This is a genomic window from Peptoniphilaceae bacterium AMB_02, assembly GCA_036321625.1.
Lineage (GTDB): Bacteria > Bacillota > Clostridia > Tissierellales > Peptoniphilaceae > Microaceticoccus > Microaceticoccus formicicus.
The window spans coordinates 2,220,646-2,239,998 of the sequence record CP143259.1; the positions used below are offsets into that span (position 1 = coordinate 2,220,646).

Annotated in this window: 19 protein-coding genes; 1 reads left to right on the forward strand and 18 read right to left on the reverse strand. The window is 36.2% G+C overall.

The genetic code is table 11. The annotated features are described in order from the left end of the window. Nucleotides 1–213: 213 nt before the first annotated feature. The 12 genes from VZL98_10525 to VZL98_10580 all read right to left on the reverse strand — a co-directional run bounded on the left by VZL98_10525 (nucleotide 214) and on the right by VZL98_10580 (nucleotide 11,623). Nucleotides 214–864: a hemolysin III family protein gene (locus tag VZL98_10525; protein WVH63117.1), complete on the reverse strand. Its 651-nt coding sequence runs from the start codon at nucleotides 862–864 to the stop codon at nucleotides 214–216. A gap of 2 nt (nucleotides 865–866) precedes the next feature. Then, nucleotides 867–1,355 carry a DUF1836 domain-containing protein gene (locus tag VZL98_10530; GenBank protein ID WVH63118.1) on the reverse strand — a complete coding sequence of 163 codons (489 nt, stop codon included), beginning with the start codon at nucleotides 1,353–1,355 and terminating at the stop codon, nucleotides 867–869. 61 nt (nucleotides 1,356–1,416) lie between these two features. Further along, entirely contained in the window at nucleotides 1,417–2,874 is a 1,458-nt protein-coding gene (hemZ, locus tag VZL98_10535; GenBank protein WVH63119.1) for a coproporphyrinogen dehydrogenase HemZ, read from the reverse strand. Next, complete coding sequence (locus tag VZL98_10540; protein WVH63120.1) at nucleotides 2,867–3,724, reverse strand: metallophosphoesterase family protein; 858 nt, start codon at nucleotides 3,722–3,724, stop codon at nucleotides 2,867–2,869. Before VZL98_10540 ends, hemZ begins: the two co-directional genes overlap by 8 nt. Next, nucleotides 3,714–4,745: an aminotransferase class I/II-fold pyridoxal phosphate-dependent enzyme gene (locus VZL98_10545; GenBank protein ID WVH63121.1), complete on the reverse strand. Its 1,032-nt coding sequence runs from the start codon at nucleotides 4,743–4,745 to the stop codon at nucleotides 3,714–3,716. The genes VZL98_10540 and VZL98_10545 overlap by 11 nt, the downstream gene beginning before the upstream one ends. Before the next feature lie 16 nt (nucleotides 4,746–4,761). Beyond that, the gene (locus VZL98_10550) at nucleotides 4,762–5,364 is read right to left on the reverse strand and encodes a peptidylprolyl isomerase (GenBank protein WVH63122.1); all 603 of its coding nucleotides are present in this window, start codon (nucleotides 5,362–5,364) and stop codon (nucleotides 4,762–4,764) included. A 135-nt stretch (nucleotides 5,365–5,499) separates the two neighbouring features. Next, nucleotides 5,500–6,762: an ectonucleotide pyrophosphatase/phosphodiesterase gene (locus VZL98_10555; protein ID WVH63123.1), complete on the reverse strand. Its 1,263-nt coding sequence runs from the start codon at nucleotides 6,760–6,762 to the stop codon at nucleotides 5,500–5,502. 14 nt (nucleotides 6,763–6,776) lie between these two features. After that, nucleotides 6,777–7,529, reverse strand: coding sequence for a type I methionyl aminopeptidase (gene map, locus VZL98_10560; protein WVH63124.1), 753 nt, complete (start codon nucleotides 7,527–7,529; stop codon nucleotides 6,777–6,779). Between the two features lie 15 nt (nucleotides 7,530–7,544). Then, the gene (locus tag VZL98_10565; GenBank protein ID WVH63125.1) at nucleotides 7,545–8,333 is read right to left on the reverse strand and encodes a nitroreductase family protein; all 789 of its coding nucleotides are present in this window, start codon (nucleotides 8,331–8,333) and stop codon (nucleotides 7,545–7,547) included. A 227-nt stretch (nucleotides 8,334–8,560) separates the two neighbouring features. Further along, nucleotides 8,561–10,123: a HAMP domain-containing sensor histidine kinase gene (locus VZL98_10570; protein ID WVH63126.1), complete on the reverse strand. Its 1,563-nt coding sequence runs from the start codon at nucleotides 10,121–10,123 to the stop codon at nucleotides 8,561–8,563. Next, entirely contained in the window at nucleotides 10,120–10,797 is a 678-nt protein-coding gene (locus VZL98_10575; GenBank protein ID WVH63127.1) for a response regulator transcription factor, read from the reverse strand. The genes VZL98_10570 and VZL98_10575 overlap by 4 nt, the downstream gene beginning before the upstream one ends. Nucleotides 10,798–10,918: 121 nt before the next feature. Further along, nucleotides 10,919–11,623, reverse strand: coding sequence for a hypothetical protein (locus tag VZL98_10580; GenBank protein WVH63128.1), 705 nt, complete (start codon nucleotides 11,621–11,623; stop codon nucleotides 10,919–10,921). A gap of 180 nt (nucleotides 11,624–11,803) precedes the next feature. Between VZL98_10580 and VZL98_10585 the strand changes: the two genes are divergently transcribed. Beyond that, entirely contained in the window at nucleotides 11,804–13,669 is a 1,866-nt protein-coding gene (locus VZL98_10585) for an ATP-dependent helicase (protein WVH63129.1), read from the forward strand. Between the two features lie 448 nt (nucleotides 13,670–14,117). Here VZL98_10585 and VZL98_10590 read toward each other — a convergent pair whose 3' ends face one another. From VZL98_10590 to VZL98_10615, 6 genes are all read right to left on the reverse strand, one after another. Continuing rightward, complete coding sequence (locus tag VZL98_10590; protein WVH63130.1) at nucleotides 14,118–14,528, reverse strand: DUF1622 domain-containing protein; 411 nt, start codon at nucleotides 14,526–14,528, stop codon at nucleotides 14,118–14,120. A 163-nt stretch (nucleotides 14,529–14,691) separates the two neighbouring features. Next, complete coding sequence (locus VZL98_10595; GenBank protein ID WVH63131.1) at nucleotides 14,692–15,765, reverse strand: SPFH domain-containing protein; 1,074 nt, start codon at nucleotides 15,763–15,765, stop codon at nucleotides 14,692–14,694. Nucleotides 15,766–15,830: 65 nt separating this feature from the next. Beyond that, nucleotides 15,831–16,652, reverse strand: coding sequence for an ATP-dependent sacrificial sulfur transferase LarE (gene larE, locus VZL98_10600; GenBank protein ID WVH63132.1), 822 nt, complete (start codon nucleotides 16,650–16,652; stop codon nucleotides 15,831–15,833). 47 nt (nucleotides 16,653–16,699) lie between these two features. Next, nucleotides 16,700–17,245, reverse strand: coding sequence for a Fe-S-containing hydro-lyase (locus VZL98_10605; GenBank protein ID WVH63133.1), 546 nt, complete (start codon nucleotides 17,243–17,245; stop codon nucleotides 16,700–16,702). A 9-nt stretch (nucleotides 17,246–17,254) separates the two neighbouring features. Further along, nucleotides 17,255–18,100: a fumarate hydratase gene (locus VZL98_10610; GenBank protein WVH63134.1), complete on the reverse strand. Its 846-nt coding sequence runs from the start codon at nucleotides 18,098–18,100 to the stop codon at nucleotides 17,255–17,257. A gap of 11 nt (nucleotides 18,101–18,111) precedes the next feature. Further along, nucleotides 18,112–19,353 carry a methylaspartate ammonia-lyase gene (locus tag VZL98_10615; GenBank protein ID WVH63135.1) on the reverse strand — a complete coding sequence of 414 codons (1,242 nt, stop codon included), beginning with the start codon at nucleotides 19,351–19,353 and terminating at the stop codon, nucleotides 18,112–18,114.

Here is a 19,353-nt window from a genome sequence, read left to right on the forward strand (position 1 = left end):
TTATAGTTGTATTATACAACTATTATGTTTTATGGTCAATGCTTTAGTGTGGTAAATTTAAAACCCTAGTTTTTACCTAGCTTATATTATATGATTCTTATAACTTATTTTTTTGCATAAAATATCCTCCGAGAAAAATCCCGGAGGAATATTAAAACTATTTTCTTTTCTTAATAAGTCTAATAAGTTTAAGACTTTATTAATCTATATTATCTATCCTAAATAATACGCAATCCCTATAAACATACTGGCTGATGCAGCAAGTATGAACAAATGCCAGATTGCATGGTTGAACTTGATATTTCTGTTTCTATAGAAGTAAACTCCTACTGAATATAGGATTCCTCCCAGGACGAGATACAGAAAGAAGCTCCATCCCAATTGTCTCACTATGCTTCCTGCAATTATCAAGGACATCCAGCCCATGGCTAGATATAGAAATATTGAGAATTTCTCTGCGCCTTTTAAATTGGTTTTTTTGAAGGACACTATTTTAATGATAATCCCAAGTATTGCGATCGTCCATACGATTCCCAGCATGATACTGCTGACTAAGCCTTTAAGACCAAGTAGGAGTATCGGAGTATAGGTTCCTGCGATGCATAGGAATATTGCACAGTGATCTACCAATCTTAGATGTTTCTTCGCCTTTACATTGGTTATCGAGTGATAAAGTGTAGAGGACAAGAACATAGCCGTTAAACAAATCATGTAAATGGTAAATGCCATTATTTTGGTAGAATTACCGACTTTTGCTGCATTTATCAAGATAGGGATTGTAAATCCGATGGTCAAGACCACTCCCAAACCATGAGTTATGGCATTCATAATTTCTTCTTTGATTGTATATAATTTATTGTTCATAATCATACCTCATTATTTGAGAAATCCTTAAGTATAATCCCCAGTTCACGCTTGGAATTGATGGCTTTTACCATGCTGTCCAGGGCTCTTCTATATCTTTTTTCCTCTTCTAAAATAGAATCTTCCGGTGAATTACCTTTATTTTTTATCGATTCACAAAAGATATGATAAAGTCTGTCTATGCCAATTTCTCTTTGCGATTTTGATATGAATACTCCGATATCTTTAATACTCATAATTGATTTCATTAGAGCAATCATCATAAGTGCCGCTATTTGATATCGATAGTATTTTTTCTTTTTAGGTTTTTCTATAACCTGAAGCTTCACATAGTTATTAATCATACTTGAGGTCATGTATTGATCAGTATCGTTTATTATTTCTGAATCATTGATAATTGTGAGTAATTGATCGCTATATATTCCAAAATCCGGAATATTTTCCCATTCATATACTTCAATTGGTTTATTCTCTAAAGCTAACTCGTTCATACATTCCTCCATTTAGTTTTGTTAACTAGATTGTATCAAGTTCTTAATCATATGTCAATATTTATTCTTCCAATACTGATTCTTTTCGTCTTATCTGTTCATAAAACCTGTTTATATACTCTTCTATGCTCTTAAAATTAGCTATTCTCTCTATTCTGTCTTCATCAGGAAAATAAAACTTGGATACTGCTCCCATACCGATACCGACAATGGTTTGAGCTTCTTCCATGCTGATGATATTGTAGATGCATTCAAATCCGTACTTTGAATATCCTATATTTTCAAAATTTCCCAAGATATTTTTCTGTCTGTAGAGATAGTATGGATAATAATCTGCATCTTCTGCATATTCCTGAGTAATGTCCAGCATATTTCTCACCATATCCGAATCTTCAAGGATTATGTCCGACTTTCTATTTAAATCGGATCCTTTCTTAATTGCCAATGTGTGTATGGTAAGATTTTCCGGGTCCATTTTTTCAAGTTTTTTCAGAGTATTTTTGACATCTTCCTGATTTTCACCGGGAAGTCCTATAATTAAATCCATGTTGATTATCTGCATTCCAAGTCGTCTGGAAAGATTGTATGCTTCAAAGACTTCTTTTTCAGTATGCTTTCTGCCTATTCTTTCTAGAGTGTCATCCACCAATGACTGTGGATTTATACTTATCCTATTGACTCCGTTTTCTACAAGCATTCTAATCAGTGGAGTTGTGATTGTATCGGCTCTTCCGCATTCGACTGTGAACTCGCCCGTCTTAGGTTCTCCAAAAACTTCTTTAATCTTTTGGATTATTCGCTGTAATTCTCTAACCGGTATGGAAGAAGGTGTGCCTCCGCCAATGTATACAGTACTAAGGCTCTTGCCTTCCATTAAGTCTTTGGTCAATTGGATTTCTTCAATCAATTTATCTACGTATTCACTTACGGTGTCTTTATACCTTTCATAGATAACTGTCGGGAATGAACAGTAGATGCATCTACTCGGGCAAAATGGGATATTTACATAGAGTGAAAAACTCTTTTCGTCAAATACCAGGTACTTGCTCTGCCTGTCTGCTATATCATACATCATCCCGGCATTCTTTTCGCTTATTCTAAAAAGTTCTGTAAGACATTTTATACCGTCTTCATGATTTATTCCCTTTTCAATCATACTATGCGCTACTTTTACAGGTCTTATTCCCGTCATTATCCCCCAAGGCAAGACCTTGCCGGTGTAAGCGGATAGGGCATCGTAGATTGCCGACTTAATCATTTTTACTTCCGGGTTCTTTAACAGTTTCAGGCAGGTGAACTGTTCCATGGATATCTCCGAACGAGCTATCTCTTCTTTTGATTCAGTCAGTAATGCTGTAGCCATTTGAGATTTTTCATCGTATATCGATTCTAAGAACAGACCGTGAAATGAACCTCTCTGTTCTCTTATTATATTGATTGGCATACCAGGAAAAAATACTCTTACGAGTTCAAATACATCGTGTTCGTAATGATGTCCAACAAGTCTAATATTAATCATTTAAATCACCGGTTAATCCATATTTTTCAGCGGCCCTCGCCCAATAAGATTCCGGAATAATATCACCTTCAATTCCTTCCGCTCTTGCAGCATTAAATGCATCTCTGAGTAGAAACATGGTGATTGGCTTTCCGGTTACAATATTTCTATATATGGCTCTGGTGAAGTATCCGCCTATTTCAAATAGATTGCTCTTTAAAAACTCCTTATACAATTTCATATAGTCATAAGGATAGCTTTTTAGTTCATATCTTATTTCACCATTTTTGTTTTCCATTATTGCATAATTGCCTTCTTTTCCCTTACCCAAAGCTATTCCGACTGATCCGGGGTTTATAATGGTCCTTCCGTGCTTCGTATAGATGCCTTGAACATGGGTATGACCGCCTATGATGTCTAAATCCGTTTTCAAAAGCCAATTATCAGTGTTTTCCCTGTTCCAGTGAAGTAGCTCGGTATTTTTCTCGGGAGATCCATGACAATAAATATGATTCTCATCGATTATGCTCAAAGGCATATCAATAAAGAATTCGACAAATTCCAAATCGGTATTATCATAGGTATACTTCAATGATCCTCTGCCGGAAGGCGAGCTCCAATCGGGTTTATTGTAGTAGTAATCAAGTAAATAATCCTCTCTATTTCCCCTAATAAATACAGAGTTGTATTCATCCTTAAGTGCTTTGATAATCTCAACGGTTTTCATAGGATAGGGGCAATCGGTCAAGTAGTCGCCTAAAAAAATTATATTATCTATATTCTCAGTCTTGAGCTCATAGTATAGTACTTCCAAGGATATATAATTACTGTGAATATCGCTTATTAAAGCTGTTCTTCCGCTATTTTTCATTTTTTACATCTTCGAAAAATCCAATCAGTGCATCCACTTCATCTTCTGTTGTGCCCCAAGATGTTACAAATCTTACAACTTTTTGTCCGTCCGGAAGAATCATTATTTCAAATAGAAAATCTCTTTTTAGCTTTTCTATAATCTCATCACTTGTCAGTATAAATATCTGATTGGAATAGTGTTTCTCATAGAGCTCAACGCCTGCACTTACAAGACCGTCTGCCAGTTTTTTTGCCATTTCATTGGCATGTCTACCGAGTTTATAGAATAGTCCGTTTTCAAATAGTGCTTCAAATTGACTTCCCATAAAGAATCCCTTGGCTAGCATGGCTCCTCTTTGTTTGTACATATATCTAAATCCGGGTTTTAAACTGTCATTGACAATGACAAGTGCTTCTCCGATTATTAGACCGTTTTTTGTTCCACCTATAAAAAATGCATCACAATAATTTGCGATATCTTTAAGGCTGATATCATTTGTCTCTGCAGTAAGTGCGACTGCAAGCCTTGCACCGTCAAGATAAAGTAGAAGTCCGTACTCTTTACATTTTTCACTTATCTCTTGCAGTTCTTTTAAGGTATATAAGGTGCCTGTCTCAGTAGCATTAGTAATATAGACCATCTTTGGCTGAGTTTTTGCTTCAGATCCATATGCTCTCATCACTTCATCGATTCTGGACGTAGGGAGTTTACCATTAACTCCTTTTACTTCTATAATCTTATGACCTGTGGCTTCTATGGCACCTGTCTCATTGTCCAGTATATGAGCTGTTTCAATTGCGATTATAGACTGGTATGGTTTTAAAAAAGCGGCTGCTGCAAGTAGATTGGTTTGAGTACCTCCCGAGATAAAGTGTATGTCTACATCAGATCTTCCCAGTTCATTTTCTATAAGATTATGAGCCTTCATGCAGTGCATATCAAGTCCATAGCCCGGGTTGACCTCATAGTTATTTTGTACTATTCTGTTTAGAATATCACCATGTGCCCCCTGGCTATAATCGTTTCTAAAATTATACATATTTTTCACCCTTAAATTAAAATTCCTCTATTTTAACTTCCTCAATTACGACATCCTCTAATGGTTTATCCATAGGGTCTCTTCTTACTCTACTTATACTGTCCACGACATCCATACCCTCGTACACTTGACCGAAAACAGTATGTCTAAAATCAAGCCAGTATGCACCACCCAGTTTCTCATAAGTTTCTATTATATCGTCATGGTAACCGCCATCAGCTCCAACGGCTCTCATCTGTTCTAAGCCGTCCTCAGGAACCGACTCCAATTGTACTATGAAGAACTGGCTGCCATTTGTATCAGGACCAGCATTTGCCATGCTCAATGCCCCTCTAAAGTTCCTGTAGTCTACATCAAATTCATCGTCAAATGGACGACCGTATATCGATTCTCCGCCTCTGCCGGTTCCGGTTGGATCTCCTCCCTGAATCATAAAGTCCGGAATTACCCTATGGAAGATAACTCCATTATAGTATCCTTCCTCACTTAGTCTTACGAAGTTATCAACTGTAAGTGGTGCTGCCTTTGGGAATAATCTTATTTTAATATCTCCCATATTTGTGATGATAGTTGCTACCTTATCTCCTTTTTGCGGTTCTCTTAATTGATCTAATGACATATTGTTCTCCTCTCAAATTTATAATATGAATTGTTTATAATATTTTGTCTTACTTATAATATATACCCATCTTGAGTAATAAATATGAAGATAATAAAAAAGAGCAATGCGAATTGCAATGCTCCAATTTGTCTGTTAAACGAGAATTTCAGTTAATCTTCTTCCTGTAGCTCCCTCTAATCCCAAGTCCATTGCTTTGGAAATGGTCGGAGCGATATCAACAAGATTTGCATTCTCTATAGTAATGTTTTTAAAATCAGGACCTATTGCAAAAAATACTGCAGAATAATTCGGTTTATCCGGACTATAACCATGAGTTGCCTTGTGATGAGGAAGTGAGTGGTCAACAATCTCTCCATTCATATCCTGAATGAAATAGTATCCCGCTTCAGCCTCGAGCATAAATGCACATTCAGGATCGGCTCCCATTGCTTCGGCTTCTTCTGAAGTGTAAATCTCCTCTATCCCTTCATACTTTTCTCTAAACTCTTCTAAATGAGCCCTAAGTTTATTTAGCGACTTATGATCCATATGCTTTGAATAGATATAAGCTGCTCCTCCGGCTTCATGCATTATAGCATCGAACTTATTTATTTTACCGCCTTTTAGTTTAAAGTAACCCTTTTCATTTAAAAACGAGTTGACTCTCAGTCCCGTCTTCAAATCTATTTGGGAATGATCACTTAATACTATTAGATTCGTGTTTGCGAGTTCATTTCTGGATTCCAGTAGTTCTACTACATTTCTTATTCTTTCATCATATGTTAATATCGCATCTTTTACTTCCTGAGCGTGAATTCCATGATTGTGTTTCATTTCATCAACTGCAATAAAATGAGCCATTATAACATCCGGACCGTAAGTCTTTATGAGATCTAAAAAACATGCTTCTATAAAATTATCGAGTTCAGGTTGCGATAATCCTTTTCTCAAATGTCCAAATTTTTTATCGAGCTTGTATACAAGCATCGGATTACTGTTTAGAAGTGATACAATTACCTGATTATGCCAAGGTCTATGTGGTATTATCTCGGCAATATTATAGTCTATATTGCCCTTGGCTGATACCGGCCATAGTACAGCTGCTGTTTTAAGTCCTTTTCTTCTTGCCGCCCTAAACAGAGTATCTCCCTGTATATTTTTTTCATACCAATACCAATCCATTTTGTCTTTGGACGGTTGTAATAGCAGATTGTTAATAATCCCATGTTCCCTCGGATATCTACCCGTACTTATACTGGCATGACAAGCATAAGTCAGAGTTGGATATACTGACTTTACCTTTTTTATATATGCTCCATTATCTATAAGATATCTAAATCCCGGAAGTTTTTCAAAGACCTCCGAGTCAATATCACCCAATGCATCGAAAGACATTACAATTAATTTCTTCTTCATTTTTCCACCAATAATCAGTCTTGATCTGTTAGTATGATTGGACCGTCTTTTGTTATAGCTATTGTATGTTCAAATTGGCATGACATCGATCCGTCAATGGTTCTAGCCGTCCATCCGTTATCGTCAAGCTTTGATTTCCAGTGACCTGCATTGATCATTGGCTCTATTGTAAATACCATACCTTCTGTTATTCTAGGTCCTCTTACAGGTGTTCTGTAGTGAAGCACTTGAGGATCTTCGTGTATATTCGTTCCTATACCATGACCTACAAATTCTCTTACAACTGAATACCCTGCGCCTTTTGCAACTTCTTCAATTGCTCTGCCTATATCTCCTATCCTGTTTCCGATTACAGCCACTTCAATTCCCTTGTATAGGCATTCCTTAGTCGTATTGTAAAGGTCGATAACTTCTTGGCTCGCCTCTCCGACTATATAACTCCATGCAGAATCTGCAAGATAGCCGTCCAGATTGACTACCATGTCTACGGTAATCAAGTCTCCTTCTTTTAAGACTATATCTTCACGCGGGAATCCATGACAGATTTCGTCATTTACTGAAGTACAGGTTGCAAAAGGATAACCTTTATAACCTTTTTGTTCAGCAGTGGCTCCTGCAGCTTCTATTATTTCATCTGCTACTTCATCTATATATTTTGTTGTAATCCCCGGTTTTATAATTTCTTTTAATCTCTTATGAACGCCGGCAAGTATCTTGCCGGCAGCTCTCATTTTTTCAATTTCTTCCGGAGTTTTAATAATTATCATAAATATCTCCTCGTCTTATATGGTAGTCTCTCCAACATAATAGTATTCTTCACTTACTTCTTCTACATTTATATCCCATTTAGGATGTAATCCTATTGTCTTGGCAAGTTCATTATAGTAGTAAATAACTATACCGATGTCCACAAAATCATTTAAGCCCTTTGGATCTGCAATATATAATTTCACACTATTGTCATCAATCACGAATCTCCAAGGCTGTTTATTATATGAAGACGGTGCCATTCTTAAATAGTAGAATAAATCATCCATGCCCATGCTCTCAAGTTCACCAATGGTCATTTTAGTGTTTAAATCACCTTTACAAACATAGTCTTCTACTCCAATTCTACTACTGTAAGTCGCCTTTCCAATATTTAAATCTCTTGGAGGATAACCAACTGCAAGTATATATCTTACATAACCTACGGTGTAACCGAATATTGATTTTAGTTCACTTTCCTCGACATCCAATAGAGTAACCCAGCAGGATCCAAGTCCAAGTGCTTTTAATTGCGTAATCAGTCTTTCGAGATTATATGCACCTTCGATATATGCAATAGGTTCTTCTACTAGTGTTTGCATGGCAATATAAGCAGGAGCTTTAATCATAACACCGGCATAACCCGCTTTTCCTTCCAAGCGCTCAGATATTTCATCGCCATTTAAAAATAATTTATATTCAGTATGTTCTTCGGCAGTATTTATATCGGTAATGATTTTCTCTACTTCCTCAATGGATCTCTTATCAAGCTTTTTGTTTTTAAAAGTTCTAACAGACTTTCTGGTTAGTAAAAAATCGGACATTAACATAACATCGCCTCCATATATAATTTATAAAAAATTAGTCACCTCTATTTTACTACATCTAGAGTATTTTCTCAATAAAGGTATATTCTACGGATGGATAATTAAAAAGATAAAATAAAACTCAAAATCCTAATTATTAACATGATTTATCTAAACAAAAAATACCGATTTAATCAGTATCTACTGTTCAAATCGGTATAATAGATTATAAACTCCTATATCACTTACCATCTAAATGTAAAAGTAGTTTCAGAGTCCTTACTCTCCACATCTATTTTTATAATGTGATGATTGGCAATCTCTTTGGCTATTGTTAGTCCTAGCCCCGTTCCTTCGACTTTTTTATCTTTCGCTCTGTAAAAAGGTTCAAAGATAAGGTCTTTTATCTCTACAGGTATTTCACTGCCTATATTGGTAATTGAAACGAGATTTTGATTATTTTCTTTTGTTTGCCTGATTAAAATCCTGGAATTCTCTAAAGAATATTTAATCGCATTATTAATCACAATGATAAACATCTGCCTTAGTTTTGTGTAATCTCCTACGATCGGCAGCACGGTATCCAATACTTCTTTTTCTATCTTAATATTTTTTTCACTTGCGATGAGAGCTTGGCTGCGTACTGAATCATTCAAGACTTCTACTAGATTTATATCCTCTTTTTTTAATTCATACTTTTTATTACGTAAAATATTTAAATCGGTCAAATCGGAAATCAGTTTTTCCAGTGTTATGCTCTCTTTGAACAAAATCTCATGATATTCCTTAACAGAATCCGGATCGTCCACAACTCCTGTATTTAATGCTTCCAAAGACGATTTGATAACTGTTACAGGTGTTTTTAATTCATGGGACATACTCGAAATAAAATCATCCTTAAGCTGATTTAAGTTTTCAGATTCACTGCGTGCTTCTTCCAGTCTCTTCGCCAGTGTTTCGATATTACTAGCGAGTGCACCAATTTCGTCATTTTGCTCTACTCCTGAATCGATATCATAATCTCCTATAATCATCTTTTGAGTAGAGCTGTTAATCGCATTGATGGGGCTGATAAATCTGTTGGCAAAGAATATGGCAAGTATGGTCATAAGTATTATCCCAATAATCATAGAGATTAAAAATAGATTGGTCGCTGATTTTACAAACTGAGGTAGTGTATCCAGATTATCCTCCAATAGCAGCACTGCTGTGATATTATCGTCTTCATCTTTTATTGGAGTTGCCACCAGTACCTTTGTCATGTTCTTAAAAAAGGAGCTGGTGCTAAAGGCCTTACTCTCTCCTTTAGACGCCGCTTTAACTACTTCTCTTTCCTTTTCATTTAGTTCTTCAAAGGATACCGGCTTTTTGTCCAGACCTACTTCAATTAACTCTTGTTTTAAATCCACTATTCGTATATCTGCCAGTAATAGATCATTTAACCATTTTATAAGAGGCCTTCCGGGCGTATTGTTTCTTCTGGGTCCCATCATCCTTCCAGATTCAGCATGCATTGGGCTTTGATTGTTTCTTCCTCTTCCCTTCATTTCTTTTAATTCCATACCGTTTTCTGATTCCGGATCAGCTGTATCGGGATTCTGGTTACCCTGTCCCATAATCTCATTATCGGAGAGCAGACTCTGTATGGATTTCGAAAGACGTTCTGCTCTATCAATAGTGTAGTTTATGGACATCTTTTCAATATTTCTTTGTCCTGCATAAATATATATTATTCCCGTGACAACCGAAAAAAGTACAATTACTATTAAAAAATATATTATTAATCGAAGAGTAATTTTACTATTCATTTCAAAACCTCAAATTTATAGCCGACCCCACGTATTGTGGCAATTTCCCAAGATTCATTTTTCCCTAGTTTGCTGCGTAGACGCTTTATATGCGAATCTACAGTTCTAGGGTCTCCAAAATAATCATCGCCCCAAAGAGTATCGAGCAGATTGTCCCTAGTGAATACTTTTTCACTATTTTCGACTAAGAGCCATAGTATTTCAAATTCTTTTTTGGTAAGGGATATCTTTTCACCTTCGATTTCACATTCATATTTATCCATATCCAATCTAAGGTTTTCTATTTCAATAATTCGCTTTTTTTGATTTTTAGTTTCGACTCTACGTAGTATTGCTCGAACACGTGCCATGACTTCTGCTACCGAGAAAGGCTTTACGATATAATCGTCTGCACCATAATCAAGTCCCATAATCCTCTCGTAGTCTTCGCCTTTTGCGGTTATTAAGATTACCGGAATCATCGATTCACTTCGGATTCTCTTTAATAGTTCATACCCGTTGAGTTCAGGCATCATGATATCCAGTAGAATGATATCGTATTTATTCGCTTTAAATTTCTCCCATGCCTCAGAACCATCATATGCAACATCCACTTCCATTCCTTCTTTTATGGCAAAAGCCTTGAGTACTTCAGTTATCTGCACATTGTCATCGACGATTAATGAACGAACCATTCCTTCCTCCTCCTTTGAATCAAGAACTAATTAAATAAGAGTACAAGTTATCATCTTGCACTCTTATTTATTATATCACTTTAATACAATACATCAAAATCTAAGCTTTATTCTGGTTTACTTATTTTACTCTGTTTTGCCTAGTCTCGCGGTTGAACTCTCCGGTACAATTTAATCCTCTATTTCCTCTATCATTAAATCGTCTAAACTGTCTTGAGTTTTGTAAATCCTCACTGTTTTCATTATTCAGCCATCTGTTTTGTCTTTCAACTCCACCGGAACAGTTCTCATTACAGTTTTCGTTTCTGTTCATTCTCCTGTTCTCACCACTAAATCTATGGTTTATAATGCCATCTTCTTCGAAGTCTTCGATGGCTCTCTCTAGAGATGCGGCATGTCGTTTTGATCCTTCTCTTAGACGTTCATAGGTAGCCTTCTCGATATCATTTTCTGCATTTTTTATCTTGCTTTCATAAGCTGCTACATCGTCATTCTCGAATTTTAGAGCTTCTTTTAATGCAGTCAACTCATCATCGCTTGTTACAACATCGATTTCTTTCTCTTCTGCTTCATAGCCCAGCTTTGCCATCGCCCTTGCTACTAAATTTGCATGATTCGACTCAGCTTTGACTAGCCTTGAATAATACGAATCATTATCGAATTTCTCTACCAATTGTTCATACATTTTCTTAGCGTATATTTCGCCATCGTATTCCTCTTGTAAACTTGCTTTTACATCATTTGCAGCAAATGTTTTTGGAACCATTACAGACAATGCAGTAAGTACAACGGCTCCTGTTATTATGATTTTCTTAAAACTTTTCATTATATCCCTCCATGTTTTTATTACAAAGCATCTCTTTGTTTCAATTGCATTATAGCAAGATACTTTGACTTTCATGTGATAGTTATATGTCTTTTATATGTCTTTTTATTTATTTTGTATTTTTCTCTTTATAATTAAATTCTCTCACTTATATGTTAAAATACTATATGGAGGTATTTTATGAACTTAACTAAAGCTCAAGAAGAAGCGTCAATGCACTATAAAGGCCCTGCTCTCGTACTCGCAGTACCCGGCGCCGGCAAAACTACCGTGCTTCTTAAAAGAATCGAAAATTTAATAAAAATATACGGAATAAATCCTCATAATATACTGTCGATTACCTTCAGTAAGTCTCAGGCTGTGGATATGGAGTCAAGATATGAATCGGCCATTAAGTCCATCAATCCTAAGACCAGTCCTCATTTTTCTACTATACATGCCTTTGCCTATAGCATTTTAAGAGCGTATAGTAAAGAAAATAATAAAAGTCTTAAGCTGATTGAAGGTGTTTCGGATTATAATAAGTTCTCTCTTATTAAAAGACTATACTATAATTTGAACAATTCTTTTATAGCAGATGACACTTTAGAGGAGTTTTTTACATCTCTTACTTTTATTAAAAACAGTATGATAAATCCTGAAGAATACGTAGCCTCTCATAGACCGCAGATTAAGAATTTTATAAAGCTCTACAAGCTCTATGAGGATACCAAGTCAGAAAACAATATGATTGACTTTGACGATATGCTCACCAATGCGCATCGGATACTCATGTCGGATGAAAAAATACTTAGAAGAATCAGAAATAGATATAAATATATACAAGTCGATGAAGCGCAAGATACTTCTAAGATTCAGCTTGAGATGATAAAACTAATCTCCAAACCATATGACAATCTTTTCATGGTGGCTGATGACGACCAGTCCATCTATGGCTTCAGAGGTTCAGCTCCTGATGAATTATTGGCTTTTAGGGAAACCTATCCCGATGGAAAGCTGTTTTTTATGGAGGAGAATCATAGATCTTCCAAGGATATTGTGCTGGTTTCGAACAGGTTTATAAATGATAATGTCAACAGATATAAAAAGGTCATTTCTACTTCTAAAGATAAGTATAAGCCTATAAAACTCGTCACTTGTAAAAATATCCATGTCGAGCACAAATACTTAATTGACAGCATAAAAGAAGAGAGGTTAAATTATCCGGACTCCAATATTGCTGTTTTGTACAGAAATAATATTTCAGGTCTTACTCTGATAGACAATTTTGAAAAAGCGGGAATACCCTTTAGTATTAAAGATAAGAGGACGTATTTGGACCATTATGTAATTGAGGACATTTTAAATATCTTGAAATTTTCTTTAGATACGACAGATGTAAGTTTGTATGAACAGATTTACTATAAACTAAATGCTTATCTTAGGAAGGACTACTTAAATCATTTGAGCTATATGGATTCTTCAATGACTGTTTTTGATTCACTTCTGGAGATACCATATCTAAAGGAGTATCAGATAGACAGAATATTTCAATTGAAACACTCTTTTAAGAGATTGAGCAAGCTTCCACTTGATAGGGCGATAGAATACATTGAGAATACCATAGGTTATTCTGATTACTTAAAAGAAAAGATAAAAAGGTCCGGAACGGCAGGATTTTCAACTGAACTCATACTTGAAAGTCTAAAACTGCTCGCCAAGGGCTTAGAGTCTCCTTATGAATTGGAAGAGAAACTTATGAGGATTAAGAATCTCAGGACTTTCAAAGTGCCGGGTTCTGTAAGCCTGTCGACAATCCACTCTTCAAAGGGTTTGGAATATGATTCGGTATATGTGGTGGATTTAGTGGAAGGAGAGTTTCCTTCAGATAAATCCGTAGACATCGATCCTAGGGGGATAGATTTAAGTTTAGAGGAGGAAAGGCGGATTTTCTACGTAGCTATTACCAGAGCTAAAAAACAGCTAACTCTACTGAGTTTAAAGAGCAGAAATAATGAACCTGTAGCCCCTTCCTCATTTTTTACCAAACTTAAAAAAATAAAATAAGTAATAGTTATTCCAAAATAACCATAAGCTCAAAAGGACCTGCCCAAATGATAGGTCCTTTTTTATCGTAATAAATTAGGTCATAAAACTAATGGGATTAGACTTGTGAAATTAATATTTTGTATAAATATAACTATGTTTCTGAAAAAAATAATTATTTATACAAGAAATCTGGAATATAAAATAATATTTGCATGAAATTACAACAAAAAAAAACAATGCTAGTAGTTTGACAAAAAAGTATTTAGTGTAAATAAGCATGCGTATATACACCCAAACATATACATATATAATACATCAAAGGTGATTTTATACTAGGATTTAATGGATATTTATACGGAAAAGTCAATTATGTCAAGCCTCTTTCTGAGATAGAAAAAAAGAAGGTAATGAATCAGGATGTTTTAGGTTCTGACTCATTACCTTTTTCATTTTTGGTTTTTGGGATTTATTCACCCATTTCCAAATCTTCTACACATTGTCTTACTTTTTCTTGATTCATCTCTTTTTGTTTTACAGCTACATGTCTTTCTTTTTGAATCAGTTCCCAATGAATAATCAAGGTTAGAAATATCCTTATAATTATCAATGCTCCTACTTCGATTATCTGCGAAGTGGATCTGACTATAAGAGTTTTTAGTATTTCTGCAGCCAAAAGAATCTCAAGAGCTGTTGATAATCCGGAGCTTACGAGTGCGTCTGCGCCGGCTTCTCTAAAGTTGAATTTTCTGATTACAGCTAATTGATAAAAACCCCTTATTACTGCTACTATGACAATAACTACTCCAAGGAATTCTATAATCATTGCTGCGTATTTTATTATTTCTCCAAATAGATCTTGAATTAGTATGTCAATCACCTACATTTATTATTTAAAAGGGTTCCCGCATTCAGGGCAGAATTTAGGCGCCTCTGCACCTGCAGGTGGTGTGTAGCCACAGTTTCTACAGGAATTGTTAAGGTTCTCCGGTTTTTTATGTCCGCAGTTTGTACAGAAGTTGCCTTGATTTGCTGTACCGCATTCAGGACAGAACCATCCTCCGGCAGGTTTTTGAGCTGCTCCTTGTGCCTCTTGAGCTTTTTTTAGCTTCTTCAGCTTTCATCTGCTCGATATTTGATGTAGAAAAATTGCCCATTACATTTCCTGCTGCTCCCATTCCGAATCCCATACCCATATAGGATTGAGTTGCTCCACCTTCATTTGATCCGGCAGCCTCAAGTCCTCTGGCTATTGAGCCTTGTACATAACCTTCTCTTACTCTAGCATCGCCTAGCATTGCACCTTGGTTTCTCATATTTATGAGTTTTTGAGATTCTTCATCATAGGATATACTTGCCAAACCTACGTTTTGAACTTCCATTCCTCTTTGTGTTTTCCAGTTGTCATCAAGTACATCTCTCATTTTATTGCTCAGTTCCATGCTCTTGGATACAACATGAGAAATTCTCTCGCCATCGACACTCAGCATATTGATTGAGGTCTGTAATGCCTCTAAGAACTCGGATAGGTATTGTTCGTTTACTTCGTCTATTTCCAGTTTACTGGCATTTCTGGGTACAACTTCTCTAAAGAATAAGATAGGATCTGTTATTCTTATCGAATAATTACCATGAGCTCTAAGGAAAAGTTCTGAATTATAGAAATTGTCAAAATAGTTTATGGCATTTCTGGTTCCAAATTTAATTCCTTTTATCTCTTGAGTATTGATGTAGTATACTTCTTGCTTTGTCGGAGGCATTCCACCAAATTTTATTCTGTTGAATGACTCTCTGATTGCATCTCCAAAGTTTCCGTTAAACATGGAAGGAGCAGACTTATTATCGACTTTAAAATACCCCGGCTCAGCAGTATAATCAATAATTTTTCCACCATCTACTAAAATCATAAATTGGTTTTGATTTACATGAATTACCGAACCGTCAGTTACTAAATTGGACGTTCCCTTGACATTGGCTCCTCTTTTAGAGTCTCGTCTAACCTGTACTCCTGAGGTAAAAACCGTTTGTGCTCCCATGTCATCAGCTTCAATAACCTCCAACCATTGATCGGCTAGAGCTCCACCTATAGCATCTGTTGCAGCTTTAATTAATCCCATATCACACCTCTTCTTATATGTTTTTGATAATAGCTTTCCTACTATATTTACCCAATTATGAAGATTTATAATCTAAGACCACTATCTTCTTTTTCTAACGATATATCCATGCTTCCCGATCTGAAACCTTCGAGGTCCAGGCTTATATAATTAAAACCGCATTCTTTAATCAGTTCTATAATCTGTTTTCTCTTTTCTACCGCCTCTACTAGGTCTTCCTCATCCAGTTCAAGTCTTATTAATTCATCATGCGCCCTGGCTCTGATATTCTTAAATCCCATCTCCTGTAGACCATTTTCTATTTTTTCAAGTGCTTTAAACAGTTTCATACTCAAGGTCTTTTCATATGGGATTCTGGTAGCCATGCATGGAGATGACGGCTTTGAATGCGTGGATATTCCGAGTTCTGCCGCCAGTTTTCTGACCTCGTCTTTTGTAATCCCAAGTTCCATAAGCGGGCTTTTAATTCCAAGTTCTTTAAGTGCTTTTATTCCGGGTCTATAGACCTTTATATCGTCTGCATTTGTTCCGTCTACGATGTATTTAAAGCCCTGTTTAACTCTCTCGGCATGGATTGTATTAAAGATATGTTTCTTGCATAGGTAGCATCTGTCAATCGGATTTTCCTTGATTTCATCCGGAATATCCGTTTCACTGCGTATTATGTGTTCTATACCGTACGATTTGCATAGTTTTGACGCTTCCTCTATTTCACGTGTTTTCATTAGTGGGTTTTCGAAAGTAAAGGCAATTGTTTTATTCGGGTTAATCGATGCGAGTACATGCAGTAATAATGCAGAGTCCACTCCTCCCGAAAAAGCAAGAATCACTCCATCTTCTACAAGTTCTTCAAGTCTTTTCTTAAGTTTTTCAAAGTTTTTTTCCATATATTCTCCATGCTTAAATTTATAAAAAAGTGCAGTCAATGACTGCACTATTTTAAATATTCTGCTCTACCTATTTCGTATAGATTTTCACCTTTTGAGTCAATTGTGACTGTTACAGGGAAGTCTTCTACATAGAGCTTTCTAACTGCTTCAGCACCTAAATCTTCATAGCAGATAATTTCTGCCGATTTGATTGTGCTTTTGATTAGTGCAGCTGCTCCACCGATAGCGGTAAAGTAAACAGCACCATGTTCAACTATCTTATCTATTACTTCTGGACTTCTCTTACCTTTCCCAATCATACCCATAAGACCTTCGTCTAATAATTGAGGCGTGTAAGCATCCATTCTATAACTTGTAGTCGGTCCCGCTGATCCTATAGGTTGTCCTTCAGGAGCAGGCGTCGGTCCAACATAGTAAATAACTTGTCCCTTTACATCAATTGGAAGTGGTTCACCTTTTTCAAGTAGTTCTACCAGTCTTTTATGAGCTGCATCTCTTCCTGTATAGATATATCCTGTGATATATACTACATCTCCTGCTTTTAAATCTTTAAGGTCTTCTCTGGAGAATGGTGTTTGTAATTTAATCATATTCCCCTCCTAAAGTTCTATTTCTTTATGTCTGGTTGCATGACAGTTGATATTGACTGCCACAGGCAATCCCGCTATATGAGTTGGATAGCTCTTTATAAGCACTCTTAAGCAGGTACTCTTACCACCGTAACCTTGAGGTCCTATACCTGATTTGTTAATCATCTCCAGTAGTTCTTCTTCAAGAGCTTTGTATTCAGGTTTTGGATTCTCAGAGTCCATATCACGCATCAATGCTTCTTTGGCAAGTATGGTTGCCTTATCCATAGTTCCACCAATTCCAACCCCTACCACTATAGGTGGACATGGGTTTGGTCCGGCAAGTTCTACGGTTTCCATTACGAAGTCTTTTACTCCTTCAACTCCGTCTGATGGTTTAAGCATTTTTAATCTAGACATATTTTCAGAACCGAATCCCTTTGCAGCTATCATTATATTCAGTTTGTCTCCGGGAACTATGTCATAGTGAATTACTGCAGGTGTGTTGTCTTTAGTGTTTATTCTGTCATATAGAGGGTCTTCGACTACAGATTTTCTAAGAAGTCCTTCCACATAACCAAGTCTAACACCTTCATTAATAGCATCGGTAATATATCCGTCTACTATTTCAACTTCTTGGCCTATTTTAACAAATACTACTGCCATTCCCGTATCTTGACACATTGGAACTCTGTCATTTTCAGCAATATCAGCATTCTTTATTATCTGGTCAAGTGTTGATTTTGCAAGATCCCAGTCTTCTTCCGCTCTTAACTCTTCAAGTCTTTTTCTAACATCGGCAGGAAGAAAGTGACTCGCATCTATTACAAGTTTTTTAACCTCTTCAGTTATAAGTTTGGAACTAATCTGTCTCATTTTCTACCTTTCTATTTTCTACTGTTTGCAAGTGCTACAACTCTGTTCATTTCGTTGTTAACTATCATGTAACCTTCATCAACACCCATTCCAGGTTTTGCAAGCTGTTGGTCAGCTCCTGTTGCTAATGAACAGTTTACTAGAACTTCAGCTGATCTTGAAGTTTCGTTACATGTACCGCCACAATAAGAAAGTACGCCCAATTCTTTACATCTTAGAACTGCTTCGATAGTATTGTTGATTCCACCTAAGTCAGGAGTTTTTATTTGAATCATATGTCCTGCTTTAACTTTTGCAAAGTCAACAACATCTTCTAATGTATTACACCATTCGTCAGCTACCAATTCAACATTAATGTTCTCTTTATCAAGGCTTGCTGTTAATTCTGCAAGAACTCTAATTTGATCTTCTTTATTGCCCATGTCCATAGGTCCTTCGATTCTCAAATGGAATGGTTTAGCAGCTTCTTCTAATGTCTTAAGGTATTTAGTCATCCACTCTACATCATTTCCTGTAAAATCTCCGATAGTTCCATATACGTCTATGTGGAATATAGGATTATAGTCTTCAGATGGTCTTTTTGAAAGAACTCTGTCTCTTAACCACTCTACATACTCAAGTAGTTTTTCTCCGTTTTTACCTGTTTTTTCTTCAACATTGTTGAATAGTCCGTGAGGTAGTACGGGTACTTCTTTAATAATCATCTTGTCTGCATTTAGGTATCTATCGTCACCGGTTTGTGCAAAGATTGGAATTCTCTTAATTTCTACACCTGTATTGTATTCTTCAACTATAACTTCAGCCATAGTTTTTTTCTTAGTTTTAGCTACTCCGTCAAGGATCGCTTGAGTTACACCATATCTGATTGCAGTATGAAGTCTTGCTCCATCTACTAGGAAATGATCCATCTCTTCAGCTAATTCTTTGAAATTGTTTAATTCTTTTCCAACTAGATGTTCTTTAATTGGTCCTTCGATTACAGGAATAAAGTCTGCTGCCAAGAATAGGGGATCTCTTCCACCTGCTCCTGAGTATTGAACAGCTGCACAGTCTCCATGCGCTACTTGTCCATCGTCTAAAACAAGCATAACGGAAATGCTCTCTCCGGCTTGTCTTATAGCAGTAAACCCAGGTGTTACAGGCTCTCCAATGTAGAACATTCCGTCATGTCCTGCTCCCATTTTGATAGCCTTTTGATCGTCAAAATAAAATCCTGTTGTTCCCGGTGCACAAATGATATCTACAATTTTCAT

What these genes read in the sequence shown, in the direction of transcription:
- VZL98_10525 (WVH63117.1), bottom strand. Translation starts at nt 864, where the DNA reads ATGAACAATAAATTATATACAATCAAAGAAGAAATTATGAATGCCATA.
- VZL98_10530 (WVH63118.1), bottom strand. Translation starts at nt 1,355, where the DNA reads ATGAACGAGTTAGCTTTAGAGAATAAACCAATTGAAGTATATGAATGG.
- hemZ (WVH63119.1), bottom strand. Translation starts at nt 2,874, where the DNA reads ATGATTAATATTAGACTTGTTGGACATCATTACGAACACGATGTATTT.
- VZL98_10540 (WVH63120.1), bottom strand. Translation starts at nt 3,724, where the DNA reads ATGAAAAATAGCGGAAGAACAGCTTTAATAAGCGATATTCACAGTAAT.
- VZL98_10545 (WVH63121.1), bottom strand. Translation starts at nt 4,745, where the DNA reads ATGTATAATTTTAGAAACGATTATAGCCAGGGGGCACATGGTGATATT.
- VZL98_10550 (WVH63122.1), bottom strand. Translation starts at nt 5,364, where the DNA reads ATGTCATTAGATCAATTAAGAGAACCGCAAAAAGGAGATAAGGTAGCA.
- VZL98_10555 (WVH63123.1), bottom strand. Translation starts at nt 6,762, where the DNA reads ATGAAGAAGAAATTAATTGTAATGTCTTTCGATGCATTGGGTGATATT.
- map (WVH63124.1), bottom strand. Translation starts at nt 7,529, where the DNA reads ATGATAATTATTAAAACTCCGGAAGAAATTGAAAAAATGAGAGCTGCC.
- VZL98_10565 (WVH63125.1), bottom strand. Translation starts at nt 8,333, where the DNA reads ATGTCCGATTTTTTACTAACCAGAAAGTCTGTTAGAACTTTTAAAAAC.
- VZL98_10570 (WVH63126.1), bottom strand. Translation starts at nt 10,123, where the DNA reads ATGAATAGTAAAATTACTCTTCGATTAATAATATATTTTTTAATAGTA.
- VZL98_10575 (WVH63127.1), bottom strand. Translation starts at nt 10,797, where the DNA reads ATGGTTCGTTCATTAATCGTCGATGACAATGTGCAGATAACTGAAGTA.
- VZL98_10580 (WVH63128.1), bottom strand. Translation starts at nt 11,623, where the DNA reads ATGAAAAGTTTTAAGAAAATCATAATAACAGGAGCCGTTGTACTTACT.
- VZL98_10585 (WVH63129.1), top strand. Translation starts at nt 11,804, where the DNA reads ATGAACTTAACTAAAGCTCAAGAAGAAGCGTCAATGCACTATAAAGGC.
- VZL98_10595 (WVH63131.1), bottom strand. Translation starts at nt 15,765, where the DNA reads ATGGGATTAATTAAAGCTGCAACAGATGCTATAGGTGGAGCTCTAGCC.
- larE (WVH63132.1), bottom strand. Translation starts at nt 16,652, where the DNA reads ATGGAAAAAAACTTTGAAAAACTTAAGAAAAGACTTGAAGAACTTGTA.
- VZL98_10605 (WVH63133.1), bottom strand. Translation starts at nt 17,245, where the DNA reads ATGATTAAATTACAAACACCATTCTCCAGAGAAGACCTTAAAGATTTA.
- VZL98_10610 (WVH63134.1), bottom strand. Translation starts at nt 18,100, where the DNA reads ATGAGACAGATTAGTTCCAAACTTATAACTGAAGAGGTTAAAAAACTT.
- VZL98_10615 (WVH63135.1), bottom strand. Translation starts at nt 19,353, where the DNA reads ATGAAAATTGTAGATATCATTTGTGCACCGGGAACAACAGGATTTTAT.